18 protein-coding genes are annotated in these 17,293 nt (G+C 72.3%); 10 read left to right on the top strand and 8 right to left on the bottom strand.

Going from position 1 to position 17,293, the window contains the following annotated elements; translation table 11 throughout:
• The 3 genes from QSK15_RS09475 to QSK15_RS09465 all read left to right on the top strand — a co-directional run bounded on the left by QSK15_RS09475 (position 1) and on the right by QSK15_RS09465 (position 3,016).
• Positions 1-402, top strand: a complete 402-nt coding sequence (locus QSK15_RS09475; protein ID WP_285793793.1) for a YciI family protein — start codon at positions 1-3, stop codon at positions 400-402.
• Positions 403-405: 3 nt separating this feature from the next.
• Positions 406-1,800 carry an RNA polymerase sigma factor gene (locus QSK15_RS09470; protein ID WP_285794372.1) on the top strand — a complete coding sequence of 465 codons (1,395 nt, stop codon included), beginning with the start codon at positions 406-408 and terminating at the stop codon, positions 1,798-1,800.
• An 895-nt stretch (positions 1,801-2,695) separates the two neighbouring features.
• Positions 2,696-3,016 carry a DMT family transporter gene (locus QSK15_RS09465; RefSeq protein WP_285793792.1) on the top strand — a complete coding sequence of 107 codons (321 nt, stop codon included), beginning with the start codon at positions 2,696-2,698 and terminating at the stop codon, positions 3,014-3,016.
• A gap of 54 nt (positions 3,017-3,070) precedes the next feature.
• Here QSK15_RS09465 and QSK15_RS09460 read toward each other — a convergent pair whose 3' ends face one another.
• Entirely contained in the window at positions 3,071-4,417 is a 1,347-nt protein-coding gene (locus QSK15_RS09460) for a cellulase family glycosylhydrolase (RefSeq protein WP_285793791.1), read from the bottom strand.
• 374 nt (positions 4,418-4,791) lie between these two features.
• Between QSK15_RS09460 and QSK15_RS09455 the strand changes: the two genes are divergently transcribed.
• From QSK15_RS09455 to QSK15_RS09445, 3 genes are read left to right on the top strand one after another with little or no spacing between them, the layout of a single operon-like run.
• A complete protein-coding gene (locus tag QSK15_RS09455) occupies positions 4,792-5,754 on the top strand; it encodes a TIGR03557 family F420-dependent LLM class oxidoreductase (RefSeq protein WP_285793790.1) in 963 nt (320 codons plus the stop codon).
• Positions 5,751-6,626 (top strand): alpha/beta fold hydrolase, encoded by an 876-nt coding sequence (locus QSK15_RS09450; protein ID WP_285793789.1) that lies wholly within the window; start codon positions 5,751-5,753, stop codon positions 6,624-6,626. The genes QSK15_RS09455 and QSK15_RS09450 overlap by 4 nt, the downstream gene beginning before the upstream one ends.
• Positions 6,623-6,751 carry a hypothetical protein gene (locus QSK15_RS09445; protein ID WP_285794391.1) on the top strand — a complete coding sequence of 43 codons (129 nt, stop codon included), beginning with the start codon at positions 6,623-6,625 and terminating at the stop codon, positions 6,749-6,751. Before QSK15_RS09450 ends, QSK15_RS09445 begins: the two co-directional genes overlap by 4 nt.
• A gap of 11 nt (positions 6,752-6,762) precedes the next feature.
• On the opposite strand, the gene QSK15_RS09440 is transcribed toward QSK15_RS09445, so the two are convergent.
• The 7 genes from QSK15_RS09440 to QSK15_RS09410 form a co-directional block, all read right to left on the bottom strand.
• Positions 6,763-7,806, bottom strand: coding sequence for a hypothetical protein (locus tag QSK15_RS09440; protein WP_285793788.1), 1,044 nt, complete (start codon positions 7,804-7,806; stop codon positions 6,763-6,765).
• 65 nt (positions 7,807-7,871) lie between these two features.
• Positions 7,872-8,681, bottom strand: coding sequence for an endonuclease/exonuclease/phosphatase family protein (locus QSK15_RS09435; protein WP_285793787.1), 810 nt, complete (start codon positions 8,679-8,681; stop codon positions 7,872-7,874).
• Positions 8,682-8,692: 11 nt separating this feature from the next.
• A complete protein-coding gene (locus tag QSK15_RS09430; protein ID WP_285793786.1) occupies positions 8,693-10,183 on the bottom strand; it encodes a phosphatase PAP2 family protein in 1,491 nt (496 codons plus the stop codon).
• Positions 10,184-10,252: 69 nt separating this feature from the next.
• Positions 10,253-11,254 carry a YihY/virulence factor BrkB family protein gene (locus QSK15_RS09425; RefSeq protein ID WP_285793785.1) on the bottom strand — a complete coding sequence of 334 codons (1,002 nt, stop codon included), beginning with the start codon at positions 11,252-11,254 and terminating at the stop codon, positions 10,253-10,255.
• Positions 11,247-12,251 carry a diacylglycerol/lipid kinase family protein gene (locus QSK15_RS09420; protein ID WP_285793784.1) on the bottom strand — a complete coding sequence of 335 codons (1,005 nt, stop codon included), beginning with the start codon at positions 12,249-12,251 and terminating at the stop codon, positions 11,247-11,249. Before QSK15_RS09420 ends, QSK15_RS09425 begins: the two co-directional genes overlap by 8 nt.
• A gap of 93 nt (positions 12,252-12,344) precedes the next feature.
• Positions 12,345-12,923 (bottom strand): Clp protease N-terminal domain-containing protein, encoded by a 579-nt coding sequence (locus QSK15_RS09415; RefSeq protein WP_285793783.1) that lies wholly within the window; start codon positions 12,921-12,923, stop codon positions 12,345-12,347.
• On the bottom strand, positions 12,923-13,159 hold the full coding sequence (locus QSK15_RS09410; protein ID WP_030336062.1) for an HTH domain-containing protein: 237 nt from the start codon (positions 13,157-13,159) through the stop codon (positions 12,923-12,925). Before QSK15_RS09410 ends, QSK15_RS09415 begins: the two co-directional genes overlap by 1 nt.
• A gap of 135 nt (positions 13,160-13,294) precedes the next feature.
• Here QSK15_RS09410 and QSK15_RS09405 point away from each other — a divergent pair, with 135 nt between their 5' ends.
• From QSK15_RS09405 to QSK15_RS09390, 4 genes are all read left to right on the top strand, one after another.
• Positions 13,295-13,834: a PadR family transcriptional regulator gene (locus QSK15_RS09405; RefSeq protein ID WP_285793782.1), complete on the top strand. Its 540-nt coding sequence runs from the start codon at positions 13,295-13,297 to the stop codon at positions 13,832-13,834.
• On the top strand, positions 13,831-14,559 hold the full coding sequence (locus QSK15_RS09400; protein WP_285793781.1) for an ABC transporter ATP-binding protein: 729 nt from the start codon (positions 13,831-13,833) through the stop codon (positions 14,557-14,559). The genes QSK15_RS09405 and QSK15_RS09400 overlap by 4 nt, the downstream gene beginning before the upstream one ends.
• Position 14,560: 1 nt before the next feature.
• Positions 14,561-16,324 (top strand): ABC transporter permease, encoded by a 1,764-nt coding sequence (locus QSK15_RS09395; protein WP_285793780.1) that lies wholly within the window; start codon positions 14,561-14,563, stop codon positions 16,322-16,324.
• A 102-nt stretch (positions 16,325-16,426) separates the two neighbouring features.
• A complete protein-coding gene (locus QSK15_RS09390) occupies positions 16,427-17,287 on the top strand; it encodes a universal stress protein (protein WP_285793779.1) in 861 nt (286 codons plus the stop codon).
• The last annotated feature ends 6 nt before the right edge of the window (positions 17,288-17,293 follow it).

Raw genomic sequence — 17,293 nt, 5'->3', positions numbered from 1 at the left:
ATGAAGTACATGCTGCTGATGCAGTTCAGCGCCGCCGGGGCCGACTTCCCGGGCATCGACACCTGGACCCAGGACGAGGTCCGGGCGCACATCGCCTTCATGGGCGAGGTCAACGACAAGCTCACCGCCGCCGGGGAGTGGGTCGACGGCCAGGGCCTCGGCGGCCCGCAGCAGGCCCGGATCGTCCGAGCTGGTGAGGGCGGGACGCCGGTCGTCACCGAGGGGCCGTTCGCCGAGACGAAGGAGTTCCTGGCCGGGTTCTGGATCGTCGACTGCGAGAGCCCGCAGCGGGCCGTGGAGGTGGCCGCGTACATCTCCACCGCACCCGGCCCCGGCGGTCGGCCGCTGAACATGCCGATCGAGGTGCACCCGGTGATGTCCGCTCCGCCAGCGGAGCTGTGAGGGCTGAACACCGAACCCCGCGTCGAGGACCTGCTGCGCGAGTTGGCGCCGCAGGTCCTCGGCGTGCTCAGCCGCCGCTTCGGTGACTTCGCCACCGCCGAGGACGCGGTGCAGGAGGCGCTGCTGGCCGCCGCCACCCAGTGGCCGTCCGAAGGGCTACCGGTGAACCCCCGTGGCTGGCTGATCCAGGTCGGTTACCGCCGGATGATCGAGCTGGTCCGCGCTGAGCAGGCTCGACGCCGCCGGGAGGACCTGGTCGCCAGCCAGGACCCCGACGACCGACGGTACGCACCGGCCGCGGACGAGCAGTTGACCGCCGAACGGGACGACACGCTGGTCCTGCTCTTCCTCTGCTGCCACCCGGCGCTCGCGCCGACGTCGGCGGTGGCGCTGACCCTGCGCGCTGTCGGTGGGTTGAGCACCGCCGAGATCGCCCGCGCGTTCCTGGTGCCCGAGGCGACGATGGCGCAGCGGATCAGCCGGGCCAAGCAGCGCATCCGGGCGTCCGGGCTGTCGTTCCGGATGCCCGAGCCGGCGGAACGGGCGGACCGGTTGGTCGCCGTACGGCAGGTGCTCTACCTGATCTTCACCGAGGGGCACACCAGCACCAGCGGCCCGCACCTGCGCCGGATCGACCTCGCGGCGGAGGCGATCCGGCTGACCCGCGCACTGCACACGCTGCTGCCCCACGACAGCGAATCGGCCGGGCTGCTGGCGTTGATGCTGCTCACCGAGGCTCGCGGGCCGGCACGGACCGGCCCCTCCGGCGAGCTGATCTCACTGGCCGATCAGGACCGCAGCCGCTGGGACGCCACGGCGATCGCCGAGGGCATCACACTGGTCACCCGGGCCCTGCCACGCGGGCCGGTCGGCCCGTACCAGGTGCAAGCCGCCATCGCCGCGGTGCACGACGAGGCATCAAGCACCGAGCAGACCGACTGGCCACAGATCCTGGCGCTCTACGAGGTGCTGGAACGACTCGCCGGCAGCCCGGTGGTGGCTCTCAACCGGGCCGTGGCGACGGCCATGGTGCACGGTCCCGCCGCCGGCCTGGCCGCACTAGACGCGCTGACCCACGACCCGCAGTTGGCCGGACACCACCGGCTGGCCGCCGCCCGCGCCCACCTGCACGAGATGGCCGGTGACCGGGCCCGGGCGATCGCCAACTACCGGACCGCCGCCGCCCGCACGAGCAGCCGCCCCGAACAGCTCTACCTGACCATGCGGGCGGCCCGGCTGACTGCCGAGTCCGGGGACGATCCGCCGGCCGCCGTCGAAGTCGGCGATGACCCGCCAGCCGCCGTCGAGGTCGGCGAGGGCCTGCCGGCCGAGGTCGAAGTCGGCGATGGTCCGCCGGTCGAAGTCGAGGTCGAGGCCGAGGCCGAGGCCGAACCGTAGCCGTCTATCTCGGCGGGCCTGCCCGCCGAACGTGCGGTTGTCGCCGCGCGACAGTCTCCCGTGAAGGCCGGCACCTCACGGGTGCGGCCTAAGCCCCCGCAACCGGCAATCTTGGACACTTTCCGTCAACGCAGAACGGAAAGTGTCCAAGATCTACCCGGTCAACTCTCTTCTACGCTGCCACCCGGGGTGCGGCCAGGCCGCGCCCGGCGGGGCGCGAGCGCAGTCCGGGCGCAGGCGCAGGCGCGGACACGGACGCAGGCGCGGACACGGACGCAGGCGCGGTCCGGGCACGGCACGGCACGGCACGGTCCGGGCACGGCACGGCACGGCACGGTCCGGGCACGGCACGGCACGGCACGGTCCGGGCACGGCACGGCACGGCACGGTCCGGGCACGGCACGGCACGGCACGGCACGGGCACGGCACGGTCCGGGCACGGCGCGGCACGGCACGGGCACGGCACGGTCCGGGCACGGCGCGGTCCGGGCACGGCGCGGCGCGGGCGCGGCACGGTCGGGACACGGGCACGGGCACGGGCACGGGCGCGGGCGCGGGCGCGGGCACGTCCGGACGCAGGCGCGGGCACGGCACGATGTGGGCCGGGCCCGGGCGCGGCAGGGCACCATGCGCGTGCGGGCGCCTTTGGAGCTGATGCCGCAAACGATTCATCCACCGGGACGGGCGGGCGGGCAAGCGGGTGGGCGGCACCCTGTGCATCCGATTCGTTTGCGACATCAGCTCTAAAGGGTGGCTGTGGCAGATGTGGGGGTCACGCGGACGTCCCACTGACGGGGCGGCCGGACGTCACGCCGACGGGGCGGCCGGACGTGGACGTGGCCGGCACTAGCCTGGGCAGCGATGGGTTCGTCGACCAGAAGGACCAAGGGAACGCATGGCGTACGTGCTGCTGGGGATCGCGATCCTCGCCGAGGTGCTGGCGACCAGCCTGATCAAGAGCACCGCCGGGTTCACCCGCGTCTGGCCGACGGTGGCCTGCCTCGGCGGCTACGCGCTGGCCTTCGTCCTGCTCGCTCAGGCCGTCAAGGAGATCCCGGTGGGGGTGGCGTACGCCCTCTGGTCGGGTCTGGGCACGGCGGCCATCGTGGCGATCGGGGCGGTGTTCCTGGGTGAGTCGGTGGGGTTCGCCAAACTCACCGGCATCGCGCTGATCATCGCCGGAGTGGTCATCGTGAACCTGGCCGGGGAGCACTGACCGGACAGGTTCCGGTGGTCGGGACCGACGCGGACCCGACCACCGGTCCGACGGTCAGCTCGCCGTGCAGCTCAGCGCCGGCACGCTGTTGGTACCGGTCCAACTAGCGAGGAAGCCGAAGCTGGCACTGGCCCCGGCGGCCAGCCGTCCGTTGTACTCGGCATTGCGGGCCGTCACAGTGGTGCCGCTGCTGGTGAGGGCCACGTTCCAGGACTGGGTGACGCTCTGACCGTTCGCGAAGGTCCACCCGGCGGTCCAGCTGGTGATCGCCCTCGCGCCGGCGGTCACCCGTACCTCGGCCTGGAAGCCGCCCTGCCACTGGTTGGTCACCGTGTACGTCGCCGTGCACCCACCGGCCGGCGGGGGCGTCGTCGGCGGGGGCGTCGTGGGCGGGGGCGTGGTCGGCGGGGGGATGCTGTCGAAGATGCTGGCCTGCCGGGCGGTCTGCCGGATCCCGTTGGCACCGTTGAAGAGGCGCTGACCCCAGTCGGTCAAGCTCGCCGGGTTGAAGTTGGTGGCCAGGTCGAGATACTCCACGCCGCCGCCGTTACCGCTCCACGACCAGCCCAACCAGCCGATCCCGTTGGCCTGGCTGTACGCGAGGATGGTGTCCTCGTCCGGGTTCCCGTCGGAGTGGTTGAAGCCGAACTCACCGACCACGATGGGCAGTCCCGCGCTGCGGAACCGGCCCAGGTAATCGCTGATCTCCGCGGCGGTGTCGAACACGCCGTACATGTGGATCGAGAAGACCGTGTTGCGGGCCGGATCGGCGGCGAAGACCGACGCGGCGTTGTCGCGCATGGTGAACGACCAGTCCTGGCCCCAGTTCGGCGCGTCCACCATGATCGTGTGGCTCAGTCCGCCGGCACGCAGGCGCTTGATCGCGTTGGCGTTGTCGGTGGCCCAGGAGGCGTAGTTCTGGTTGCCGTACGGCTCGTTGCCGATGTTGACGATGACGTACTTCTCCTGACCGGAGAGGACATCGGCGAGGCTGAGCCAGTAGTCGACGGCGCGGGCCAGGGTGATCGCGCCGCTCTGCTCGCCGTACCCGGTGGTGTCGTGCACCTCCAGCACACAGATCAGCCGGTTGGCCTTGCAGAGTGAGATGACGTTGGCGACGTCGGCGTTGGTGTTGCGGGTCCAGCGGTCGCCGCTGGAGAGCACCACCCGTACGGTGTTCGCGCCGAGTGCCTTGACGTCGGCGAACGAGCTGGTCTGCTGCGGGTACCAGGTGTGCGCGTGGTTGACGCCGCGCATGATGAATTCGGTGCCGTTGGCGTCGTACAACTTGCCGCCAGCGACGGAGAAACCGGCCGCGGCGTGCGCCGGCTGGCCGAACGCCAGCACGGTGACGAGCAACGCGAGCACCGTCACGCCGACGGCGGAGAGTCGAGTCTTCATGGCCTTCCTCAGGGAGGACCCCCGGTGCCCGACAGGGGTGGGGATGTGACAGGGAAGGCGGCTGCAGCCCGGCAGCCGCGCCCGGCTCCCGGCGCAGGCATCAGCGTAGGGCGATGGGATGGTCATCGCAACCGGTTCAGTTGGCGGACCCGATGCCCGGACAGCCGCAACGGCCCACGCGGACGCAGGCCGTCACGGGGCGGTCATCCCCACCACAGGATGTGCGCCACACCCGGCTCTTAACCGGTTAAGAGCGACGGTAGGCAGGCGACTGCGATCCGTCAAGCACCGGGTCAGCCGAACCGGACGAGAGGGTTGACCGGCGCGCACCGGGGTATCCCGGGAACGATCCGTCGGTGAGAGGGGATACCAGGATGGTCAGCGTCGGCTACACCCTGATGAGCGAGCAGGCCGGTCCCAAGCAGCTGGTCGACCACGCGGTGCGGGCGGAAGCGGCCGGTTTCGACCAACTGGTGGTCTCCGACCACTACTACCCCTGGCTGGACTCCCAGGGCCACTCCCCGTACGCCTGGTCGGTGCTCGGCGCGGTCGCCCACGCCACCTCCCGCGCGCAGCTGATGTCGTTCGTGACCTGCCCGATCCGCCGTTACCACCCGGCCGTGGTCGCGCAGAAGGCCAGCACGGTCGGGGCGCTCTCGGACGGCCGGTTCACCCTCGGCCTGGGCGCCGGGGAGAACCTGAACGAGCACGTGGTGGGCGGCTGGCCGCACGTCCAGCAGCGGCACGAGATGTTCGAGGAGGCGTTGCAGATCATCCGGCCGTTGCTCAACGGGGAGACGCTGACCTTCTCCGGCAACCACTTCGACGTGCCCGACGCCTACGTCTGGGACCGCCCGGAACAGCCGGTGCCGATGGCCGTCGCCGCGTCCGGTCGACAGTCCGCGACACTGGCCGCCGAGTACGGCAACGGCCTCATCTCCACCGAACCCGACCGGCACATCATCGAGATGTACGACGACGCCGGGGGCGCCGGCCAGCCCCGCTACGGCCAGGTCGCCATCTGCTACGGCCCCGACGAGGCCGAGTGCCGCAAGATCGTGCACGACCAGTTCCGCTGGTTCGGGATGGGTTGGAAGGTCAACGCCGACCTCCCCGACCCGGATTCCTTCGCCGCCGCCACCCAGTTCGTGCGCGAGGAGGACGTCGCCGAGGGCATCTCCTGCGGTCCGGACGTGGACGCGCACGTCGAGGCGTTCGCCAAGTTCGTCGACGCCGGCTTCACCCACGTGGCGATCATCCAGGTCGGCGGGGAGACCCAGCCGATGTTCCTGGACTGGGCGCAGGAGCAACTGCTGCCCCGGTTGCGCGAGCTGTGAACCGAGACGTCGCCGACCGGCCGACCGGGTCGCCCCGCCGCACCTCCGGCGGCCGGTTCGGGCCCGCCGAGTTGCGGCTCGCCATGGCAGCGCCCCGGCCGGCCGGCGGACTGACCAGCGAGTGGCGGCTCGTCGACGGGCTCCGCACCCACACCCGCCGCAGCGCCGACCCGGTGAACGGGGCGCCGCCCGTGGTGCTCGTGCACGGTCTGGCGGTCTCGCACCGGTATCTCACCCCGCTGGCCGTCGCGCTCTCCAGCACCCATCAGGTGTACCTGCCGGACCTGCCCGGCTTCGGGCTCTCCGAGCATCCCCGGGGCGCATACGACGTCCGCCGGCACGCCGAGCATCTCGCCGCCTGGCTGGCCGCGTACCAACTGCCGCCGGTCTGCCTGCTGGGGCACTCGTTCGGCGCGGAGGTCGCCGCCGCGCTCGCCGCGACCCGCCCCGACGCGGTACGCGCGCTGGTGCTGGCCGGGCCGACGAGTGACCCGGCGGCCCGGTCCCGACGGGCCCAGTTCGGTCGTTGGCTGGTGGACATCCCGCGCGAGGCACCGCTGCAGGCTCCGATCCTGGTGCGGGACGTCTGGAACGCCCGGCCCTGGCGGGTCCTTGCGACGCTGTCCCACTCGGTGCGTAACGCCATCGAGGCCGACCTCGTCCGGGTTGGCGTGCCAACTGTCGTCGTCACCGGCGACCGCGACCCGGTCGTGCCGCACCTGTGGCGGAACGAGGCCACCCGGCTGGTGCCGGAGGCGACAGTGGTGGTCGTACCCGGTGCCGCGCACAACGTGGTCACGACCGCTCCGACGGCGGTCGCGGACGCGACCCGCCATCTGCTCGCCCCGCACTCCACACTCACGGACAGGTGACCACCATGCGTTTCGGCAACACGGAGATTCGCCCGCTCGGCGGTGGCCTCGGCTGCCTCCTGATGATCCTCTTCTCGATCGTGGCATCGGTGGTGCTGACCGTCCTGCTGAACCTGGTGCTCTGAGACGCACACCCTCAACGGCGCAGGCCCAGGGCGGTGAGCACCTCCCGGGCGCCCAGCCGGGCCGGGTCGAGCACCGACTGGCGGACCCAGCGGGCCACGGGCGCGACGGTGGCCCGCCACACCGCCCTGAGGCCCCGCGCCACCGGCACGACCGTCACCGACCAGACCCACCGGACTCCGCGCAGCAGCGGGCGCACCGTGTGCCGCCACAGCCAACCCAGCGCTGTCCCGAGTGGACGCACCACCAGCCGGTAGAGCTGTCGCAGCACCCAGCCGGCCGTCCGCCACGCGCCGAGCACCGCGGCGACGACCAGCCGACCCGCCCCCGAGATGAGCCACCAGACCCCCCGGAGGAACCCGACGAACGCGGCACTCAGCGCCCTGTCGAGCACGCCGACGGCACGCCGCAGCAGCCGTCCGACGGGGGTGAGCGCCGCGCCCAACCAGCTCAGCGGCCGCAGGACCAGGTGTTCGGCGAGCCACGCCAGCGCGCGCCCCAACGCGACCAGTGGCGGACGCAACCCTCGACGGGCCAACCAGACCAACGGCAACCAGATCACCGTGCGGGCCAGCCAGGCGAGTGCGGACGCCAACCACACCAGTGGAAGCCACACCACAGTGCGGGCCACCCATGCCAGAGCACGGCCCAACCACACCAGCGGAAGCCACACCACAGTGCGGGCCACCCATGCCAGAGCACGGCCCAACCACACCAGCGGCAACCACACCACAGTGCGCGCGACCCACGCCACACCACGCCCCAACCACACCAGCGGCAACCACACGAGGTGCCGGGCGCACCAGAGCAGCGGGGGCCAGCACAGCCGGTGCAGCAGCCGGCCGGCAGCCGCGATCAGCTCCCAGAGCAGGCGTACCGGCAGCACCACGACCAGCGCCGCACCGCGCGCGACGGCCGCGACGAGCGGAAGCGCGACGGCGGGGGGCTGCGCCGTGGCCGAAAGCTGGTCGCCGGCCGGATGCGCCGTCGTCGGCGCGGCCCGGTGCTCGACCGACGGACCGGGCAGCGGCGGGCGGAGGGGGTGGTGGTCGGTCACGGTGGCACGGTAATCGGCCAGCGCCACACCGTGGGGCCGGGCCGCGCGAGGTGGCGGGCGGCCGGTCAGCCGGCGGACAGCTCCACTGTGGCGAGCAGCGGATAGTGATCGGAGGCGGTGGCCGTCGCATCGTCTCGGACCACCCGACAGTCGTGCAGCCGCTGCGCCACAGCGGTGCTGCCCAGCAGGTAGTCCAGCCGCATCCCGGCGAACTCGGCCCCACCCAGCCGGGTGGGCACGGTGAGGCCGTCGGCCTCCGGTGCGTCGCCGTTGCCTGCCGGCCAGAGGTCGACGAGGCCGGCGTCGAGCAGCCGGGCGATCGCGCGGGTGTCCACCGCACCGCCGGAGCGACGCAGGTGCCGCCGCCGGTAGAGGGTGGGCATGCCGGCCAACCGGGCGGTGTGGTCGACTGTCGGGTCGAGCGCGTTGAGGTCACCGGTGACCAGCGCCAGCGGTCCCTCGTTGCGGCGCATCGCCGCGACCAACCAGTCGACCTCCATCCGCCGTCGACCCCCCGAGTACGGGTAGAGGTGGGTGCCGAGCACGGTGAACGGGCCGGCGGACGTGGCCACCACGACGCGGGCGGCGGCGTGGTGGAACGGGCGGCGCACCGACCCGGCGTCGACGACCCGGTACGGCGGCCGGACCAGCACCGCCACCGGCTGCCCGAAGCAGGACCGGGCCAGGTGGGGAGTCATCCCCACCCGGCCCGCCACGGTGGCCAGCAACCCGTCCCGGTCGAAGCCGCGCAGCTCCTGCAGGGCCAGCACGTCCGGTGCCTGCTCGTTGATGACCTGGACCACCTGATCCAGCCGGTCGGGGCCGCCGCGGTCCCGACCGCCGGTGCGGATGTTCCAGGTCATCACCCGCAGCACGACGGCGACGCCTAGTCGGCTCGGCCGGCCCGCGCCAGCTCGTCGTCGAGAGTGTCCACGTCCTCCGACTCGATGGCCGGCTGGTTGCCTTCCTTCAGGTCCTCGTTGGGACGGATCACCAGGTAGAGCAACCCGATCCAGAGCGCGGAGAGCAGGATCGCGCCCATGAAATCGGTCGGGTGGTGCATCCCCCGGTACATCCGGGAGGTGGCCACCCCGACCGGCATGATCACGGCCAGCGCCACGAAGACCCACCGCCACCACCGGTCGGTACGCGGGAAGACGATGAGGGTGATCGCCAGCCAGATGCAGATCGTGGCCGCGATGTGCCCGGACGGGAACGACGAGGTGGGCATATGCCCATCCAGGTTCTCCACCGGCGGACGCGGCCGGTCGACGACGTGCGCCGACGCCAGGAAGAGGGTCAGCTCACCCACCATCGCCAGCGCCACGAAGAGCACCGGACGCCAGCGCCGCCACACCGCCAGCACCAGCGGGCAGAACACCAACGAGATCAGCAGGATGGCGTGGGTGTCACCGAACTTGCTCCACCACCAGCTGACCTCCGTCAGCGCCTCGGTGTGCCGCTCGGCGAACCACTGCGGCACCGCGGTGTCCAGTGTGTCGAAGAAGGTGCCCTTGGCGTGGTAGCTGACGTACGTGCCGAAGGCGTACAGCGCCCCGAACACGATCACCCAGCCGACCAGCAGCTCGGCCACCGCGGAGCGGGGATGGGCCAACACGTGTTCCTCGGCCGGAGCGGGGGCGATGTCGTGCCCCGCCTCCGGCTCCAGGCCCTCGGTCAACGGCGGCACCGGCCGACCCCGCTCCCGCCGCCACAGCCGGAAGGCGTACGCGGTGACGCCCAGCCAGGCGGCCCCGAGCAGCCAGGCGCCCAGCACGTCGGAGACGAAGTGCACGCCCAGCGCGATCCGGGTCAGGCCGACCAGGACCACCAGCACACCGACACCGACGATGGCCGGCTTGCGCCACCGGGGCGCCATCGCCGGCAGGAACACCAGCAGCAGCGCACCGTACGCGACGAACGAGCCGAGCGCGTGCCCGCTCGGGAAGCTGTTGCCGGGCGCGCTGGCGATCGGCACGTCCACCACCGGGCGGAGCCGGCCGACGAGCGTCTTCAAAGACGGGTCGAGGATCAGGCCACCGACCCCTGTGATGATCAGGTAGACGGCGAGCCGGGGTTGCCGCCGGATCAGCAGCCCGACCACGGCGATGGTGACCAGCCAGATGAGGATCGGCCGGCCGCCCAGGTCGGTCACCGCCTGGAGCACGGTGACCAGCGCGTGGTGCGGGGCGACGAGCCCGTTGAACCACTCGGCGAGCGCGTGGTCGGCGTCCTGCAGTGGGCTCCACCGCATCCGGACGAGCAACAACAGCAGCCCGAAGGCCACGCCGGCGCCGGTGACGGCCACCAGACCGGCAATGCTCCGTTCGGCGAAATGACCGATCGGACGGCGCGCCACCTCTTTGACCGCGGTCACCCCGCACCTCCCTTGTCTGTCTGGCGAGGCGCTTTACCCGATCCGCGTCCGTTGTACACGCCGGTGCCGCTAGAGGGCCGACATGTCCCCGGTGTCGTACAGCTCGGCGCGGTCCGGGTCGGGCTCCCACAGGTCCGGTTGGGCGGGCTCCTGCACACCGATGCGCAGCGCCTCCAGTTGGGCGGCGAAGGCCAGCCCACCGAAGAGCGCCATCCCGGTCAGGTTGGCCCAGAGCAGCAGCGCCATCATGCCGGTCAGGGCGCCGTAGGTCTGCCCGAAACCGTCACTGAAGCGCACGTACGCGGCGAGCAGCAGGCTGGCCAGCCACCACAACGCCGTGGCGGTGCCGGCGCCGAAGAACAGCCAGGACAGGCCGGGCTGGTTGCGGCGCGGCGCGTGTCGGAACAGCACGGCGACGGCGACGACGGTCAGCCCGAGGCTCAGCGGGAAGCGGATCACGTCCCAGATGCCGTTGGCGACCGCGCCCCACTCGTAGTGTTCGCGGACCGAGTCGCCCATCGCGCCGCCGCCGACCAGGATCAGGAAGCCAGCGAGCGCGGGCACGCCGGCGGTGACGGCCAGGACGGCCGCCCGCAGGTACTTGCGCAGCGCCGGTCGGTCCCGCTCGACGCCGTAGATACGGTTGGCGCCCCGCTCGATCTGGGCCATCGTGGTGGTGAGCGCGAACAGGCCGGTGAGCAGACCGAGGGTGAGCGCCACCTCCCCGGCGTCCTCGACGCGTTCACCCTCCCCGAGCAGTTCGGCGACCATCTGCGAACTCTGGCCGGGGGTGAGCGCCAAGACGGTGTCGGCGACCACCTCGCCGCCCTCCGCGACGCCCAACTTGCTGATCAGGCCGGTGAGGGCGATCAGGAACGGCACCACGGCGAGGCAGAGTTGCAGCGCGAAGGCCCGGGAGTGGCTGAACCCGTCGCCGTAGCGGAACCGGATGAACGCGTCCCGCAGCAGGTGCCAGCCGCCCTGCCGGCGCAGCGTGTGCCAGGCGTCGTCGGCGGAGAGCTCCTCGTCGGCCATCAGCCGGGTCTCCGGCACGATCCGGGTGCTACTCACGGCGTGCTTCCTCGATCAGCTGCTCGCCCCGCTCTCCGGCGCTCTGCACATCGACGGCAAGGTCGGGGGCGTCCTCGGGCTGGGGGACGCAGAGCCACAGCGCCTGGGGCCGGACCTCCGCGCGCAGCTGCCGGCCCGGGGCGATCAGGTCGCCGTCCAACTCCCGAGGCTGCGCCCGGTTGCTGGTGATCACCACGCGTCGGCCCCGGAAGACCTCCATCCGGGGCACCTCGCCGCTGCGGCGGATCACCGCCCAGCCGAGCACGAGCCAGTGCCGCAGGTTACGTGGGGTGAGCACGGCGACGTCGAGCCAGCCGTCGTCCGGCTCAGCCTCGGTCAGGAGGGTCAGGCCGCCCTGCAACCGGCCGACGTTGGCGATCAGGACCGACCGGGCCCGGCGGCGCACCGGCGGCCGGTCGTCGATGCGGATCTGCACCCGCATCGGCCGGTCCCGCAGGTGACGGGCGGCACCCATCACGTACGCCGGCCAGCCGATGCGGGCCTTGGTGGTCTCGGAGGTGGCGTCGAGCATCTGGGCGTCGAAGCCCATGCCGGCCATCACTGTGAAGTACTGATCCTCGACCGCGCCGACATCGAGCAGCCGTCGGCCGCGTTCGACAGCGACCTGCAACCCGGCGGCGAGGTCGGTGGAGAGCCCCAGGTTGGCGGCGAGCAGGTTGCCGGTGCCCTGCGGCAGCACGGCCAGGGCCACGTCGGTCCCGACGAGCGCGCTGACACAGGACATCACGGTGCCGTCACCACCGCAGGCGAAGACCAGGTCGACGCCGGCCTTGAGGGCCTGCTCGGTCTGCCCGCGGCCCGGGTCGTCGACTGTCGTCTCGTACCACTGCGGCGCGGGCCAACCGGCCGCGGTCAGGGCGTCGTCGACGGTGCGTCGCAGCTCGTCGAGATCGTCGACCTTGACCGGGTTGACCACCACGGCGGAGCGCAGCCCGCCGTCGCCGCCTGCGGGTCGCCTGTCCTGTCCAGCATCCACGGCGTCAGTGTGCAGCACCCGGACGGCTTCAGCGACCCGGCGAACGGCCGGCGTCGGAAGTGCCACAGACAGGTTTCAAGACGGTTCCACCCGTCAGGCCGCCGCCCGCAGCGCGGCCTCCACCCGTCGGCGCAGATCGTCGAGGTCGACCCCGGACTCGGTGAGCACCAACGCGCCCAGTCCGCCCCCCTCCCGCAGCACGCCGAGCAGGATGTGCTCGGTGCCGATGTGGCGGTGGCGCAGGCGCAGGGCCTCCCGCAGGGACAGCTCCAGCGCCTTCTTGGAGCGGGGCGAGAACGGGCCGCCGAGGTAGCGCTTACGCCCCCAGCGGCGGCGCGGCGCCGGCACCGCCTCCCGTAGCGCGTCCGGGCCGAAGGACTGCTCGATGCGGGCCACGATCGCGGCCAGGTCGATGCCGATCTCCCGCAGGGCCGCCGCGTCCGCGTCGCCCAGTCCGGCGCCGCCGCTCACGGTGTGCCGGCGGATGCGTTCGCGCAGGTCGTCGGCGCGTACCCCGGCGTCGGCGAGCACCCGGCTGGCCAGCCCGTTGTCGTCGGCGAGCATGGCGAGCAGCAGGTGTTCGGTGCCGACCGGCCGTTGACCCTCGGCCCGTGCCTCCTCCAGCGCCCGCCGCACCACGTCGCGCGCCCGGTCGGTGAATCGTTCGAACATCACGCCTCCCAGGATGAGTTGACCGCCGGTCGCCCGGCGTGCTTCTTGTGCACCGCCTGCCGGCTGACCTCGAGCGTGTCGGCGATCTCCTGCCAGGACCAGCCCTGTCGTCGGGCGTTGTCCACCTGGACCACCTCGAGCCGCTCGAGCAGCCGGCGGAGCGCGCGGACGGCGCGTAGCCCGACCCGGGGGTCGGTGCTGCCGGCTGCCGCCGCGAGTTCTGTCGCCTGACTCATGCTGTCAACATACGTTGACAGCGCATGCCGTGTCAACCCTGGTTGACGAACGCGTGCCGCCTGCCGCCCCCTCCCTACTTGACAGCGCTATAGCTAGCCGTTATCCATTAACGATCTAGACGAAGGACGTGCTTGGTGCAGGACGTGGTGCTGGCCATGCTGGCCAAGGAGCCGGCGCACGGATACGAGCTGCGCAGGCGGCTCCGTGCCGCGCTCGGCCCGCTGGGCGAGGCGATGAACGCCGGGCAGATCTACGTGACGCTGACCCGCCTGGGCAAGGCAGGGCTGGTGACCTCGCAGCGAGCCGAGGGCCTGCCGGACCGGCCCGAACGCCGGGTGTACGCGCTGACCCCGGAGGGGCAGCAGCGGGTCGCCACCTGGCTGGCCGAAGTGAACTGGCCGAAGCCGGACCTCGCGGAGTTTCACCTCAAGTTGGTGGCTGCCGCGACCGCCCGGCTGGCCGATCCGGTGGCCCTGGTCGACGCGCAGCGGCGGGAGGTGCTGCGCCGGCTTCGCGACGCCCAACGGGCCGCGTTGGACCGGTCGGTGGATCCGGTTGCCGGGTTGCTGCTCGAGGGTGTCGTGTTGCGGCTGCGGGCCGACCTGGCATGGCTGGAGGCGTGTGAACGCGTGTGGGCTGAACATGATCCGACCGGACGGAAGGCGGGGGCGTGACCGGGTCGACGGTGTTGCGGGCGCGTGGGCTGAGCATGCTGTACGGCGGCGAGCGCGCGCTGGTCCGGGCGGTCGACGAGGTCGACCTGGACGTGCCGGCCGGACAGTCGCTGGCGGTGATGGGGCCCAGCGGCTGCGGCAAGTCCACCCTGCTGTACCTGCTCGGAGGGCTGCAACGCCCGACCGACGGGCAGGTGTGGCTCGGCGACCGTCGGATCGACACGATGAGCGAACGCGCCCTGGCCCGGCTGCGGCGTGACAACCTCGGGTTCGTCTTCCAGTCCTTCCAGCTCATGGACGAACTCACCGCGGTGGAGAATGTGGAGCTGGCCGCGCTGCTGGCCGGCCAGTCACCGGGGCGGGCCCGCAAGCGGGCGATGTACCTGCTGGACCGGGTGGGACTGGCCGACCGCGCCAGGCACCTGCCCTCGGCGCTGTCCGGTGGGCAGCGCCAGCGGGTCGCCATCGCCCGCGCATTGAGCAACGAGCCGCTGGTCGTGCTGGCCGACGAACCCACCGGCAACCTGGACAGCGCCGCCACCCTGGACGTGCTGCGGCTGTTCGAGGAGCTGCGCACCGCAGGACAGACCCTCGTGGTGGTTACCCATGACCCCCGCATCGCGGCGGTCGCCGACCGGGTGATCGCCATGCGTGACGGCGCGTTCGTCGACGACAACCGACTTGCCAGCGCCGCCACCGGCACCCTCTACGACGGGCGGCGCTGACGTGGCCGGCCGCCTCCTGCTCGTCTGCCGGCTGCTGATGCGGGACCTGCGCCGCCGCCGAACCGAAACCGTCCTGCTCCTGACCGCGATCACCGCCGCCACCGCCACACTGACCATCGGCCTCAGCCTCAACGAAGTCGCCGACCGGCCGTACCAGCAGACCCGGACCGCCACGGCCGGCCCGGACGTGATCGTGACACCCCGGGTCACCGGCCAGGCCGCACTGGACGAGCTCGCGTCGCTGACCACCGGGGCCGGCGTCACCGATCACAGCGGCCCCTTCCCGATCGCCTACCTGACGATGACAGCCCGCGGCGGGTCCGCGCACACCGTGGTAGCGGGCCGGGACACCACACCCGCGTCGATCGACCGACCCGCCGTGACCGACGGCACGTGGGTACGCCCCGGCGGCGTGGTCGTCGAGCGCGCCTTCGCCGACGCCCTCGGCATCCGCACCGGCGACACGGTCGACATCGGCGGCCACCAGTTGCGCGTGATCGGGACCGCGGTCACCGCCGCGAGAGCGACGTACCCCTACGCCGGGTGGCACTACCCCGGCAGCGTCCTGGTCGAGCGCGGCGGCCTGGTCTGGGTCGACGACAGCGACATCGCCATGCTCGCGGGCGGCCAGCCGCTGTCGTACACCCTCAATCTCAAACTCGCCGACCCGGCAGCCAGCAGCACGTACCCCATCGGCGACCAGCTCACCACCTGGCAGGCGATCAGCTATCTCAACGGTCGGTTGTACAGCGACGCGCAGATCGCCCTGCTCGTCGGGAGCTGGCTGCTCAACGGCCTTGCGCTGGCCGGCGTCGCCGGCATCGTCGCGGGCCGGATCATCGGGCAGCGTCGCCGAGTGGGGCTGCTCAAAGCCGTCGGCGCCGGACCTGCCATGATCGCCGCCGTCCACCTCGCCGAGTACCTCGCGATCGGGCTTGCGGCCGCCGCGACGGGCCTGGTCACGGGCTGGCTCGCCGCACCCGCGCTGATCCGCCCCAGCGCCGGACTCATCGGCTCCGTCAACACCCAGCCACCTGCGCTGCGCATGGTGGTCGCCGTCACGGTCCTTGCTCTCGCGATCGCTGTGGCGGCGACTCTGGTGCCGGTGTTGCGCGCCGCCGCCATCAGCACCGTTCACGCGCTTGCCGACACCGCCACGCCACCGCGTCGCCGGCGGTGGCGCATCTGGCTGTCGCGGCGGCTGCCCACCGCCCTGCTCATCGGGGTGCGTATCAACGCGCGCCGGCCGCGCCGCGCCCGGCTGGTCACCGTGAACACCCTGATCACCACGACCACCCTCGTCGGCATTCTCATGGTCAACTCCCAGGCGGTGCACTTCGACCTCGGCTACACCGAACTCGCCAATCCCCGGGTGGAACGGGGCGAGCAGGCCACGCTCGTGCTCACCGTCGTGCTCTGCGTCCTCGCGCTCATCAACGCCGTCGTGAGCGCCTGGACCGCAGTCCTCGACGCTCGGCAGCCACTGGCCGTCGCGCGGACGCTCGGTGCGACGCCCGCGCAGGCCGGCCTGGGCCTGGCGGTAGCGCAACTACTTCCCGCCGTACCCGGCGTCGCCGTGGGCATCCCGGCCGGCGTCGGGCTTGTCACGTTCGTCAGCACCGGCGAGGTCCAGTACCCACCCCACTCCTCGCTGCTCGCCACCGCGCTCGGAGTCCTGCTCGCCATCGCCGCGCTCACCGCCATCCCCGCGATGGTTGCCACCCGGCGTCCGGTCGTGGACACATTCCGGTCCGCACCGACCTGACCGCCGAGCCACCCGATCCCGCCCGCCACCGTGCCCATCCGACTACCCTCGGTCAGGGACAGCTTGGTCGTGCCGGGCGCGACGCCCGGGAGGTGATATCGGATGGCCGCACCCGCCGACGCAGCGGTGCTGGTCGGCCTCGGGTCGGATCTCGACCTCCCGGTCGTCGAGCAGGCCGCGCAGGAGGCCGCCGGACAGGACCGGCCACTGCACCTGCTGCACACCTTCGACTGGCATGCGGCGTTCGCCGCGGACACCGTCGCCGCACCCCGCGACCAGGCCGAAGAGCTGATCGCCCGCGCCGCCCAACTCGCCCACCAGAGCGAGCCGGGGCTGACCGTACGCGGCGAGATCGTCGAAGGTTCCATGCTGCCCACCCTCATCCGTCGCTCGGCGGGCACCTTCCTGCTGGCGGTCGGCGACAGCGGCATGGCCGGCAGCGGCCAGTGCATTTCGGCCGAGACGACCGCCGTGCAGTTGGCCGCGCGGGCCGACTGCCCCCTGTTGGTGGTCCGGCGGGAGCCGCCGCCGCAGGGCCCGGTGCTGGTGGGCGTGGACGGTTCACCCAGCTCACACCTCGCCCTGCGATGGGCCGTGCGGTGCGCGGCCCGCCGGGGCGCCCGACTGCTGGCGCTGCGGGTGGTCGAGTACGACGAGGACACCGACGCGGTCGCCGAGCAGCTCGGCGAGGCACTGGCCCAGCACGCCGACCAGCACAGCGCGGTGCCGATCGAGTGTCGCGTGGTACGCGGCGACCCCGCGGAGGTGCTGATCGACACGTCCCGCAACGCGCAGGTGGCGCTGGTCGCCGCCCGCGGCGACGAACCGGGCCGGGCCATGCTCGGCGCGGTGGCCCAGTCCCTGCTGTACCACTCGCCGGCCCCGGTTGTCGTCGTCCGCGGCCTGGCCGAGGCGCCACTGACCGGGCCTGGTGCCCGGTCGACGCGGGACCAACGGCCCTGACCCGAG

The organism is Micromonospora sp. NBRC 107095, assembly GCF_030269705.1.
GTDB classification, from domain to species: Bacteria; Actinomycetota; Actinomycetes; order Mycobacteriales; family Micromonosporaceae; genus Micromonospora; species Micromonospora parva.
This window is presented reverse-complemented; position numbering and strand designations above follow the sequence as displayed.

Excerpts from the sequence above, each read along its gene's own strand:
- QSK15_RS09460 (WP_285793791.1), bottom strand. The coding sequence starts at position 4,417 with ATGAAGACTCGACTCTCCGCCGTCGGCGTGACGGTGCTCGCGTTGCTC.
- QSK15_RS09455 (WP_285793790.1), top strand. The coding sequence starts at position 4,792 with ATGGTCAGCGTCGGCTACACCCTGATGAGCGAGCAGGCCGGTCCCAAG.
- QSK15_RS09475 (WP_285793793.1), top strand. The coding sequence starts at position 1 with ATGAAGTACATGCTGCTGATGCAGTTCAGCGCCGCCGGGGCCGACTTC.
- QSK15_RS09465 (WP_285793792.1), top strand. The coding sequence starts at position 2,696 with ATGGCGTACGTGCTGCTGGGGATCGCGATCCTCGCCGAGGTGCTGGCG.
- QSK15_RS09390 (WP_285793779.1), top strand. The coding sequence starts at position 16,427 with ATGGCCGCACCCGCCGACGCAGCGGTGCTGGTCGGCCTCGGGTCGGAT.
- QSK15_RS09410 (WP_030336062.1), bottom strand. The coding sequence starts at position 13,159 with ATGAGTCAGGCGACAGAACTCGCGGCGGCAGCCGGCAGCACCGACCCC.
- QSK15_RS09415 (WP_285793783.1), bottom strand. The coding sequence starts at position 12,923 with ATGTTCGAACGATTCACCGACCGGGCGCGCGACGTGGTGCGGCGGGCG.